This is a genomic window from Amycolatopsis sp. CA-126428, assembly GCF_002904335.1.
In the GTDB taxonomy this organism is placed as follows: domain Bacteria; phylum Actinomycetota; class Actinomycetes; order Mycobacteriales; family Pseudonocardiaceae; genus Amycolatopsis.
Map to the genome: position 1 here is coordinate 1 of NZ_PPHF01000148.1, position 11,072 is coordinate 11,072.

11 protein-coding genes are annotated in these 11,072 nt (G+C 70.8%); 7 read left to right on the forward strand and 4 right to left on the reverse strand.

All coding sequences use genetic code 11. The features are described 5' to 3' along the window. The first annotated feature begins 65 nt into the window (after positions 1-65). The 3 genes from C2L58_RS36275 (at position 66) to C2L58_RS36285 (ending at position 2,926) form a co-directional block, all read left to right on the forward strand. The gene (locus C2L58_RS36275; RefSeq protein ID WP_103342161.1) at positions 66-1,451 is read left to right on the forward strand and encodes an amidase; all 1,386 of its coding nucleotides are present in this window, start codon (positions 66-68) and stop codon (positions 1,449-1,451) included. A 79-nt stretch (positions 1,452-1,530) separates the two neighbouring features. Continuing rightward, positions 1,531-2,052, forward strand: a complete 522-nt coding sequence (locus tag C2L58_RS36280; protein ID WP_103342162.1) for an RNA polymerase sigma factor — start codon at positions 1,531-1,533, stop codon at positions 2,050-2,052. Continuing rightward, the gene (locus C2L58_RS36285; protein WP_103342163.1) at positions 2,045-2,926 is read left to right on the forward strand and encodes a CU044_5270 family protein; all 882 of its coding nucleotides are present in this window, start codon (positions 2,045-2,047) and stop codon (positions 2,924-2,926) included. Before C2L58_RS36280 ends, C2L58_RS36285 begins: the two co-directional genes overlap by 8 nt. Positions 2,927-2,966: 40 nt before the next feature. Here the strand turns inward: C2L58_RS36285 and C2L58_RS36290 are convergent, their stop codons facing one another. After that, positions 2,967-3,824 (reverse strand): HpcH/HpaI aldolase/citrate lyase family protein, encoded by an 858-nt coding sequence (locus tag C2L58_RS36290; protein WP_103342164.1) that lies wholly within the window; start codon positions 3,822-3,824, stop codon positions 2,967-2,969. Next, positions 3,821-4,891, reverse strand: a complete 1,071-nt coding sequence (locus C2L58_RS36295; RefSeq protein ID WP_086841768.1) for an HpcH/HpaI aldolase/citrate lyase family protein — start codon at positions 4,889-4,891, stop codon at positions 3,821-3,823. Before C2L58_RS36295 ends, C2L58_RS36290 begins: the two co-directional genes overlap by 4 nt. 422 nt (positions 4,892-5,313) lie before the next feature. Here C2L58_RS36295 and C2L58_RS36300 point away from each other — a divergent pair, with 422 nt between their 5' ends. The 3 genes from C2L58_RS36300 to C2L58_RS36310 are packed head-to-tail and all read left to right on the forward strand — an operon-like array spanning position 5,314 to position 7,572. Continuing rightward, positions 5,314-5,964: a hypothetical protein gene (locus C2L58_RS36300; RefSeq protein WP_103342165.1), complete on the forward strand. Its 651-nt coding sequence runs from the start codon at positions 5,314-5,316 to the stop codon at positions 5,962-5,964. Positions 5,965-5,974: 10 nt separating this feature from the next. After that, positions 5,975-6,625: an SDR family oxidoreductase gene (locus tag C2L58_RS36305; protein ID WP_103342166.1), complete on the forward strand. Its 651-nt coding sequence runs from the start codon at positions 5,975-5,977 to the stop codon at positions 6,623-6,625. After that, a complete protein-coding gene (locus tag C2L58_RS36310; RefSeq protein ID WP_103342167.1) occupies positions 6,622-7,572 on the forward strand; it encodes a ribose-phosphate diphosphokinase in 951 nt (316 codons plus the stop codon). Before C2L58_RS36305 ends, C2L58_RS36310 begins: the two co-directional genes overlap by 4 nt. Here the strand turns inward: C2L58_RS36310 and C2L58_RS36315 are convergent. Beyond that, the gene (locus tag C2L58_RS36315; protein ID WP_103342168.1) at positions 7,569-8,864 is read right to left on the reverse strand and encodes a D-arabinono-1,4-lactone oxidase; all 1,296 of its coding nucleotides are present in this window, start codon (positions 8,862-8,864) and stop codon (positions 7,569-7,571) included. The two genes, C2L58_RS36310 and C2L58_RS36315, sit on opposite strands and share 4 nt — an antisense overlap. Positions 8,865-8,950: 86 nt before the next feature. On the opposite strand from C2L58_RS36315, the gene C2L58_RS36320 reads away from it, so the two are divergent. Next, a complete protein-coding gene (locus C2L58_RS36320) occupies positions 8,951-10,135 on the forward strand; it encodes an amino acid deaminase/aldolase (protein WP_103342169.1) in 1,185 nt (394 codons plus the stop codon). Between the two features lie 214 nt (positions 10,136-10,349). Here C2L58_RS36320 and C2L58_RS36325 read toward each other — a convergent pair whose 3' ends face one another. Continuing rightward, a complete protein-coding gene (locus C2L58_RS36325) occupies positions 10,350-10,997 on the reverse strand; it encodes a TetR/AcrR family transcriptional regulator (protein WP_103342170.1) in 648 nt (215 codons plus the stop codon). Between the last annotated feature and the right edge of the window lie 75 nt (positions 10,998-11,072).

Genomic DNA, 11,072 nt, shown 5'->3' on the forward strand with positions numbered 1-11,072 from the left:
CCCGGCTTCCGCCTAGTTCCTACCACAAGCCCCATCCAAGGACTCGCAGGAAAGAGGGTGCACTAGTGACCGAGCTGCCTGACCTGACCGCCGTCGAGCTCGTCGCGCAGTACCGCGCGAAGACGCTCTCGCCGGTCGAGGTGACCGAAGCCGTTCTCGCGCGCATCGAAGCGCGAGAGCCTGAGCTGCACGCGTTGTACGCGTACGACCCTTCAGGCGCTCGCGACGAAGCGAAGGCGTCCGAAGCACGCTGGGCGTCCGGTGAACCGCTGGGCCCGATCGACGGCGTCCCGCTGACGCTCAAGGAGAACATCGCGACCCGCGGCACGCCGGTGCCGCTGGGCACGGCGGCGACCGCGCTGGTCCCGGCCGCCGAGGACGCCCCGGCGGCCGCGCGGGTCCGGGAATCCGGCGCCGTCCTGCTGGCCAAGACGACCATGCCGGACTACGGGATGCTGACGTCCGGCTTGTCGAGCTTCCACACCACGGCCCGCAACCCGTGGCAGCTCTCGGCCACCCCCGGCGGCTCCAGCGCGGGCGCCGGGGCCGCGGCCGCCGCGGGGTACGGCCCGCTGCACGTCGGGACCGACATCGGCGGCTCGATCCGGCTGCCCGCGGGCTGGTGCGGCCTGACCGGGCTGAAGCCGAGCTTCGGCCGGGTGCCGGTCGACCCGCCGTTCCTCGGCCGCGTCGCCGGCCCGATGACCCGCACGGTCGCCGACACGGCGTTGCTGATGAGCGTGCTCTCGCGCCCCGACCCGCGTGACCACCTGTGCCTGCCGCCGTCGGAGCTCGACTGGTCCGCGCCGGCTTTCCCGGTGGGCGGCCTGCGCGTCGGCCTGCAGCTCGAGTCCGGCCCCGGGCTCCCGGTGGACCCGGCGATCCGCGACGCCGTCACCGCGGCGGCCCGGGCCTTCGAAGCCGCGGGCGCCGTCGTCGAGCCGGTCGAGCCGTTCCTCACCCGCGAAATGCTCGACGGCCTCGACGTCTTCTGGCGCACGCGGGCCTGGTCGGACCTGGTGGCCCTGCCGCCGGACCGCCGCGCGAAGGTCCTGCCGTACATCGCCGAGTGGGCGGCGGGCGGTGCGGAGGTGTCCGGAGTGGACGTCTACCGCGGCTTCGCCCAGATCGACGTGATGAGCGTGGCGGCCCTGCGGGCGACCTCGGCGTTCGACGTCGTGCTGTCTCCGGTCTGCCCGGTCGCGGCGCCGCCGGCGGAGTGGGCGTCGCCGACGAACGACCCGGCCCGGCCGTTCGAGCACATCGCGTTCACCGTGCCGTACAACATGTCCGGCCAGCCCGCGGTCTCGCTGAACTGCGGTTACACCGACGACGGCCGGCCGATCGGCCTTCAGATCGCCGGCCGCCGCTTCGACGACCCCGGCGTCCTCCGCGCCGCGGCGGCGTACGAAGGGCTCCGGCCGCCGCAGCGGCCCTGGCCGGTGGGGTAGGGAAGAAGTTCCGGACCTTCGGCGAAGTGGGGGTGAAGCTGTCGCCGACGGGAAGGAACCCCATGACAGAGGCAGCCCCATGACGGCGGCCCCGGTGCTGGACAGCGAGCACTTCACGGAAGTGCACGACCGCTATTTCGCGGACATCCACCGGTACGTCGCCGGGCGCCTCGGTGCCCAGGTCGCGGAGGACGTCGCCGCCGAGACGTTCCTCGTCGCCTTCGACCGCCGGAAGTCGTTCGACGCCGCCCGAGGTGACCTGCGGGCCTGGCTGTTCGGCATCGCGACGAACCTGGTCTCGCGGCACCGCCGCAAAGAGGCCCGTCACTACCGCGCGCTGTCGCGGCTCGACCCGCGCGAGGCCGCCGAAGGGCACGAAAGCCGCGTTGTCGCTTCGGTGACGGTTGCGCGGCTGGGAAAGGCGTTGGCCCGGCTCTCCGCCGGGGAACGCGATGTCCTGCTGCTCGTCGCGCTCGGCGACCTCGGCTACGCCGAAGTGGCCGAAGCACTCGGCATCTCCTCAGGCACGGTCGGCTCCCGCCTGACGCGCGCCCGCAAGAAGCTCGCCCCCGTTCTCGCCCAGGAGGCTTTCGATGAATGACCTGCAGACCCTGCGAGCCGCGCTGGCGCCCCGCGAAGTTCCCCAGGACGTCGTGGACCGGAGCCGGCACCGGCTGCAGAACCGGATGCTCACCGGCCCCCGCCGCCGGGTGCGTCCGCTGGCGCTCGGCGCCGGTTTCGTGGCGACGGCGGCCGCGGCCGCCGTCGTGGTGGTGACCCTGCCCGGCGCCCCGGCGCCCACTCCGGTGCCCGCTCCGCAGCCCCAGGCCGTGGCCCCGGTCGTCACCGGCACGCAGGTCCTGCTGGCGGCGGCCACCGTGGCCGAGCACTCCCCGGACGGCACCGGGAAGTACTGGCACATCAAGACCACCTCGGACAAGCAGACCTACGAGGACTGGTACACCGCCGACGGCCACCTGTTCTTCCGCGGAGCGAAATCCGGCGGCAAGGTCATGGCGCTGGGGCGGTACTCGTTGCGGCTGGCGGCCACCGAGGTGACCTTCGAGCAGCTCCGGACCCTGCCCACCGACCCGGCGGCCCTGCGGGACTGGCTCGTGAACGCGATCGCGCACAGCGGCGCCCGGACGAGCGCCGGCCCCTTCACCGCGGAGGACCGGGAACGGGAGCTGCTGCTGTCGATGGTTTCGCTGGTGTCGACCTTGCCCGCGTCGCCGGCCGTGCGAGCGGCGGCCTTCCGCTCGATCGCGGCGTACCCCGGCGTCCAGGACCTCGGCCCCGTCCCGGGCGGCCACGGGTTCCGGCTGCCCGGCGAGTACCGCCTGGTCGTCGACCCCTCGACCGGCCGCATCAACCGCACGTCGATGTACGTGACCGCGGACGGCGCCATCTCCCAGTTCGCCGACCCGCAGGGTGCCGAGGTCAGTTCCGAGTGGACGGACTCGCTGCCGGGGTGAACCGCACCGGTGGCCGGGCGATCCGCCCGGCCACCGGGGTTCAGTTCTTGACGGCCTCGGCCAGTGCCAGCACCCGCCGCGCGTTGTCGACGTGCAGGTTCTCGATCATCCGGCCGTCCACGGTCACGACCCCGCGGCCTTCCTTCTGCGCTTCCTCGAAGGCCTCGATGATCCGCCGCGACTTGTCGACCTCCGCTTCGGACGGTGCGAAGATCCGGTTGCACGGCTCCACCTGCGCCGGGTGGATCAGCGTCTTGCCGTCGAAGCCGTACTGACGGCCCTGCTCGCACTCGGCCTCGAAGCCCTCGAGGTCCTTCACGTCGTTGTAGACGCCGTCGAGGATCACCTTGCCGGTCGCCCGGGCGGCCAGCAGGCACAGCGAGAGCCCGCCCAGCAACGGCCCGCGGCCCGGGACGAACTCCGCGTGCAGCTCCTTGGCCAGGTCGTTCGTGCCCATCACCAGCACGGTCAGCCGCTCCGACGCCGCCGCGATCTCCTCCGCGTGCAGCATCGCGACCGGCGTCTCGACCATCGCCCAGATCTTCGTGTGGTCCGGCGCCCCGCCGAGCTCCAGCGCGCGCTCGATGTTGTGCACCTCGGCGGCGGAGTTCACCTTCGGCACGACCACCGCGGCCGGCCCGGCCGAGGCGGCCGCGCGCAGGTCGGCGTCGTGCCACTCGGTGTCGAGGCCGTTGACCCGGATGGTCACTTCGCGCTCGCCGTAGTTGCCCACCGCCGCGCACACGCGTTCCCGCGCGGCTTCCTTGGCGTCCGGCGCGACGGCGTCCTCGAGGTCGAGGATCAGCGCGTCCGCGGGGATCGTCTTGGCCTTCTCCAGCGCGCGTTCGTTCGCGCCGGGCATGTAGAGAACAGAGCGTCTCGGCTTCAGCTCGGTCATCCGAGGGCCTCCTTGGTGGCGGCGTCGTAGGCGGCCGCGAGTTCGGGGTCGTCCGCCGCGAGGGCGTCGGCCAGTTCGGCGACCACGCGGCACTGCTTCACCGACGCGTCGTCCTGCATCTTCCCGTCGATCATCACCGCGCCCGTGCCGTCACCCATCTCGGCGATCACCCGGCGCGCCCAGGCCACATCGGACGGCGACGGCGAGAACACCTTCTTCGCGATGTCGATCTGCACCGGGTGCAGGCTCCACGCGCCGACGCAGCCGAGCAGGAACGCGTTGCGGAACTGGTCCTCGCACGCGACGACGTCGCGGATGTCCCCGAACGGCCCGTAGTACGGCAGGATCCCGTGCATCGCGCAGGCGTCGACCATCCGCGCCACCGTGTAGTGCCACAGGTCCTGCTGGTAGGTCGTCCGGCCTTCGGTCAAGTCGTCGCCGGTCGGGTCGGTGCGCACCAGGTAGCCGGGGTGCCCGCCGCCGACGCGGGTGGTCTTCATGCGACGACTCGCGGCCAGGTCGGCCGGGCCGAGCGAGATGCCCTGCATGCGGGGGCTCGCGCCGGCGATCTCCTCCACGTTGGCCACGCCGCTCGCCGTCTCGAGGATGGCGTGCACCAGCAGCGGCTTCGTCAGCCCGGCGCGCGCCTCGAGCTGGGCCAGCAGCCGGTCGACGTAGTGGATGTCCTGCGCGCCCTCGACCTTCGGCACCATGATGACGTCGAGCTTGTCGCCGATCTCGGTGACCAGCGTGACCAGGTCGTCGAGCACCCACGGCGAGTCCAGGCTGTTGACCCGCGTCCACAGCTGTGTCTTCCCGAAGTCGTTAGCCTTGGCGATCGCGACCAGGCCGGCGCGTGCGGCCTCCTTGCGGTCGGCGCGGACAGCGTCCTCGAGGTTCCCGAGCAGGACGTCGACCTTCTTCGCGATGTCCGGCACCTTCGCCGCCATCTTCTCGTTGCCCGGGTCGAAGAAGTGGATCATCCGGGACGGCGTCACCGGGATCTCCCGCACGGGCGCGGGTGCGCCCAGGGCGAGCGGGGCGAAGAAGTCCTTCGGGGAGCGCATCGGTCCTCCACGGCGGGGGCTAAGTGACTGGTGGGTAACTTTAGTCCCGCGCGCCCGGAACCGCTGCGGTCCAAGTCACCGCCATGTGGGTGACGGCGGACATCCGCAGCTCAGGGGCCCGCGTCCACTGTGGATTTGCCGCGGTTGCGCCGAACGGCCCAGCCTGACCGGGTTTGGCCGATCCTGCCCCGGGTAATCGCCCGTAGCCGGACCGTAATGCCACTCACCCCCGCGATCACTCGGTTGGCCGCACCGTTCGACCGAAGTCCGATGACCGCCTACCGACCGGTCATCGACCGCTGGGCGCCGCCGATCGCAGCCACTCGCACTACCCGGCGACGCCGCGCCGCCGCGCTGTTAGACAAGTGAGGTGCCGGTTTCCCCCGGTCACGAAGCGGTGCAGGTTAGAAGGAGGCGGACTCGTGGCGGCTACACCTCAGAACACCGAGCGCTCGACGGTCGCCGGTGGCGCGAAGCGCAGCCGGTCGATGCCGAGCCGCGTGGTGCCGCCGATCGAGCTCCCCGCGAGCGTCGACGAGCTCGCCCGCGCTGCCGCCGCCCAGCTGGGCTGGAACGGCGTCGTCCTCCCCGAGACCACGATCCTCGGCCGCAAGGTCTGCGTGGTCGCCAAGCTCCGCACCGACGTGCACGCCGAACGCATCGCGATGGGTGCCGGCCCGGTGGCCGACCGCGCCACCGTCGACACCTGGACCTGGCCGGAGCTGGCCGGAACCGCCCCCGCCCCGGCCGCCGAGATCGTCGGCGTCCTGGCCGTCGCGCGCCACTGGCGCACCGCGATGGCCTCCGCGGTTCCGTTCGCCCGCTACGGCGAGGCCGCGATGGTCCTCCCGTCCCCGGTCGTGCTGACCGAGGACTACGTCGGCAACTGCCTGCCGCGCGCCCGCGCGTACGGCCTCGCCGTCGTGACCGCCGACCCGAACGCGGTCGTCGACCTCGACCTCGAGGGCCGCACCGAGCGCGTCGTGCTGGCCGAGGACCCGGTCTCCCGCCTGGTCAACGAGCTGGTCTACGACCACCTGCTCCGCACCGCAGAGGCGCCCGCTTCGCACTAGGCTCGGCTCCATGCGAGTCGTCATTGCTGGTGGACACGGTCAGATCGCGCTGCGGCTCGAGCGGCTGCTCGCCGCGCGAGGTGACGAAGCGATCGGCATCATCCGGAACCCGGCCCACGCGGCGGACCTCGAGGCCGCCGGCGCCCAAGGCGTCGTACTGGACCTCGAGAACTCCGATGTGGACGCCGTCGCCGAAGTCCTGAAGGGAGCCGACGCCGCGGTGTTCTCCGCCGGCGCCGGCCCGGGCAGCGGCACCGCCCGCAAGGACACTGTGGACCGTGGTGCGGCGGCGTTGTTCGCCGAAGCGGCCGAGCGCGCGGGCGTCCGGCGGCACATCCAGGTGGGCTCGATCGGGGCCGACAACCCGGACAACCCCGCCGTCACCGAGGAATTCCGGCACTACCTGCGTGCCAAGCGCGCGGCGGAAGACGACCTCAAGGCCCGTGACCTCGACTGGACGATCCTCCGGCTGGGCCAGTTGACCAACGACCCCGGCACTGGCCTGGTCCTGCTGGCCGAGAACACCGGACGCGGCCCGATCCCGCGCGACGACGTCGCCGCGGTGCTCGTCGCCCTGCTCGGGGCGCCCGCTTCGGTGCACCGCACCCTGACGCTGATCTCGGGCGAGACCCCCATCGACGAGGCGATTTCGGCACTGTGATCACCCAGGCATCAAGAGAAATCGCCGTCTTCAGCGGCAGCGCTCACCCCGAGCTGGCCGAAGAGATCTGCAAACACCTGGGCGTGCCGTTGCGGCCGGTCGAGATCCAGCGGTTCGCCAACGACTGCCTCGAAGTGCAGCTGCAGGCGAACTGCCGCGAGCGGGACGTCTTCATCATCCAGCCGCTGGTGAAGCCGGTGCAGGAGCACCTCGTCGAGCTGCTGCTGATGCTCGACGCGGCCCGCGGCGCCTCGGCGTCCCGCATCACCGCCGTGATGCCGCACTATTCGTACGCGCGCTCGGACAAGAAGGACGCGCCGCGCATTTCCATCGGCGGCCGGCTGGTCGCCGACCTGCTGGTGACCGCGGGAGCGAGCCGCGTGCTCGCGATGACCCTGCACTCACCGCAGGTCCACGGCTTCTTCAGCGTCCCGGTGGATCACCTGCACGCGCTGCAGGAGCTGGCCAAGCACTTCCGCCAGTACGACCTTTCGCGCACCACTGTCGTCTCGCCCGACCTGGGCAACGCGAAGGAGGCGTCGCACTTCGCGCGGCTTCTCGGCGTCCAGGTCGCCGCTGGGGCGAAGGAACGCTTCCCCGACGACCGCGTCCAGATCACTTCGGTGATCGGCGAGGTCACCGGCCGGGACGTGATCGTGCTCGACGACGAGATCGCCAAGGGCAGCACGGTGCTCGAACTGCTGGACAAGCTGGCCGAGCTGGAGCCCCGCTCGATCCGCGTCGCCTGCACGCACGGGCTGTTCGCGGCAAAGGCCATCGAGCGCATCGGCAGCCGGCCGGAGGTGCTGGAGATCGTCTGCACCAACACCGTCCCGGTGCCGGAGGAAGAACGCACCGAGAAGCTGAAGATCCTCTCGATCGCGCCGGCGATGGCCGAAGCGATCCGCCGAATCCACAACGGCGAATCGGTGTCGGCTCTGTTTTAGGCGGGGCCCAGCACCCGGTCCAGATAGGTGTTGGTGAAGACGCCGTTCGGGTCGGTTTCCTTGCGCACGCGCAGGAAGTCGTCGAAGTGCGGGTAGCGCGTCCGGAGGACGCCGGCGTCGAGGTCGTGCATCTTGCCCCAGTGCGGGCGGCCGCCGACCGCGCCGGCGATCTTCTCGAACGCGCTGAAGTACTCGCGGTAAGGCATGCCGGCGAACTGGTGGATGGCGATGTAGGCGGAGTCGCGGCCCTGCGCGGTCGACAGCCAGATGTCGTCGGCGGCGGCGACCCGGACCTCGACCGGGAACATCACCGGGTCCTTCAGCGTCGGCACCACGGCGCGTAGTTCGGCGAGCACGTCGAGCGCTGATTCACGTGGAACAGCGTATTCCGTTTCGGTGAAACGGACGTTGCGCGCGGTGACGAAGACGCGGTGCGAGAGGTCGCTGTAGTCGCGCGCGCTCAGGACGTTGGAGGCGAAGCTGCCGAGCGACGGCACGAGCTTCGGCATCAGCCGCCCGGTCCGGCACAGCCCGCCGAACGCGACGTTCTCCATGATCCGGTAGTCGACGAACTCGCGGACCTTGCCGAGCGGCTGCGGCGTCTCGGTCCGGTTGTTGCGCTTGACCAGGGCGTTCTTGCCGTAGGGGAACCAGTAGAACTCGAAGTGCTCGTTTTCGTCGGCGAAGTCGTGGAAGCCCTCGAGGACCTGCTCCAGGGGCTCCGGCCGTTCCTGCGCGCGCAGCACGAACGACGGTTCGCACGCGAGCGTCACCGTGGTGATCACGCCGAGCGCGCCGAGCCCGACGCGGGCGGCGGCGAAGAGGTCGGGCCTTTCCCCGGCCGAGCAGGTGACGACCGAGCCGTCCGCGAGGACGAGTTCGAGCGCGACGATCTGGGTGGCGAGGCCGCCGATCTTCGCGCCGGTGCCGTGGGTGCCGGTGGAAATCGCGCCGGCGATGGTCTGCGCGTCGATGTCACCGAGGTTGGTCATGGCCAGCCCGAGCGTGTCGAGGGCGGCGTTGAGCTCCCGGAGCGTGGTGCCGGAGCGGACGGTGACGTGCCCGGTCGCCAGGTCGACCCGGTCGATGCCGGTCCATTGGCGCAGGTCGAGCGCATCGGAGTCGGCGGCGGCGATGGCGGTGAAGGAGTGCCCGCTGCCCCAGGGGCGCACGGTGCGGCCGGCCGCGGCGATGCTCGCGACCGTCGCCGCGATCTCCGCCGTGTTGCGCGGCTGGTGAACGTGTTGCGGCGAGGCGGAAACCGTGCCCGCCCAGTTGGTCCACCGGGTCATGCGCGTGCACCCTTCATCCAGGAGTGCCCGAAACAGTAAGTGAATAGTATTCGCGTTTCAAGGCTTGTTGTCGTACTTTAGACCTCGTGACCAGTGCGACGGTGTACGACTTGGCGACCAAGGACCTCGATGCGCCCTTGGCCGTGGTCGACTTGGCGGCGTTCGACGCGAACGCGGCCGACCTCCGCCGCCGCGCGGCCGGCAAGCCGATCCGCGTCGTCAGCAAGTCGGTCCGCTGCCGCGCGCTGCTGGAGCGGGCGCTGACGATGCCGGGTTTCGAGGGCCTGATGTGCTACTCGCTGGCGGAAGCGGTCTGGCACATCGAGCAGGGCACGACCGATGACATCGTCGTCGCGTACCCGACGGCGGACCACGAAGCCCTTCGCCGCCTGGCCGCGTCCGAGCGCGCCCGCGCGGCGATCGCGATCATGGTGGATTCCCCCGAGCACCTGGACCTGGTGGACGCGGCCCTCGGCCACGGCCACCCGGAGATCCGGGTGTGCCTGGAACTGGACGCGTCCTGGCGCCCGTTCCCGGGCATCCACGTCGGCACGCGGCGTTCGCCGGTGTTCACCCCGAAGCAGGCCTCGACGTTCGCCCGCCAGATCGCCGCCCGCCCGGGCTTCCGCCTGGTGGGAATGATGGCGTACGAAGGCCAGATCGCCGGTCTCGGCGACGCGGCCGGCCACCGCCTGAACCGGGCAGTGGTGGGCTGGATGCAACGCCGGTCGGCGGCCGAGCTGGCCCGCCGACGCGGCGAAGCGGTCCGAGCGGTCCAGGCGGTGACGCCCCTGGAGTTCGTCAACGGAGGCGGCACGGGCAGCCTCGAGTCGACGGGCGCCGACGCGGTGGTCACGGAAATAGCGGCGGGCTCGGGCTTGATCGGCCCCACCCTCTTCGACGGTTACACCCGCTTCAAGCCCCGCCCGGCAGCGCTGTTCGCGCTGCCAGTGGTCCGCCGCCCCACGCGCAAAATTGCGACGCTCTTCTCGGGCGGCTACATCGCTTCGGGCCCGACAGGCCCTTCCCGCCAGCCGAAGCCGTATTTGCCGAAGGGCTTGAAGTTCCTCGGCTTCGAGGGAGCGGGCGAGGTCCAGACACCGGTGACGGGCCGAGCCGCCCGAACGTTGAACCTGGGCGACCGGGTCTGGCTGCGCCACGCCAAGGCGGGCGAGCTGGCCGAGCGGTTCACGCACTACCACCTGGTACTCGGCGACCGGGTGGAACGAACGGTCCCGACGTACCGGGGAGAAAACCAGAACTTCGGCTGACGGCGGCCTATCGGACGGGCAGCTGACGACCGACCGCCGTCCAACCCCGCCAGGCGACCGACCAGTTTGTGAGGGCCGTCCCCGCCCTCACAAACTCCCCCACCCTCCCGGGGGGCGTGCCCAAGTCCAGTCTATCGGCCCCCACCGACAACCCACCCCGAAACCGCCACGTTGTCCACAGCTGTGCATACCTGTGGACAACTTCTGTGGACAGCTACGACCGCTCCCCGAACCGGGCCGCCAAGTACCCCTTCACCACGTACTTGGCCTCGGCGACGATCTTCTCGTCCCCGCTGGGCTCCTTCCGGAACGCCAGCTTCAGCAGCGCATCCGCCACCTCGTTCGCGATCCCGATCGCGAACCGCAGGTCCTCCACCGGCCGGTCCACCTGGGTGGAAACCACCTCGGTCAGCGAATCCACGAGCACCGCGTTGTTGTCGCGCGTCTCGTCGAGCAGCTGGCGGTCGATGATGTCGCCGAAGTGGACCTTCGAAAAGCCCGGGACCGTCCGGTGCATCTCGAGGTAGATGTCGAGGATCGAGTCCACGACGTCCCACCAGTGCTCCGGCCCCAGCTGCTTCAGCCGCTCGTTCACCGCGCCCACGAAACGTTCCAGATTCCGCGCGGTGAGCGCTTGGACGACCGCGCGTTTGTCCGGGAAGAACTGGTACAGCGAACCGACCGCCACCCCCGCTCGCTTGGCGATCAACGTCGTCGTCAGCGCGTCGTAGCCGAGCTCGTCGATCAACGCCGCGCTCGCGTCGAGCATCTGCTCGACCCGTTTGGCGCTTCGCTGCTGGACCGGCTGGCGGCGTAAGGGGGTGGCTTCTGCCGGCACCTTCGCGGCCTGGATGTCGGACACGGCACTCCTCCTCGTCTGATCTGGGACTTTATCGTGCCGACGGGCTTCCCCACGGACGAGTGAAGACCTAGTATA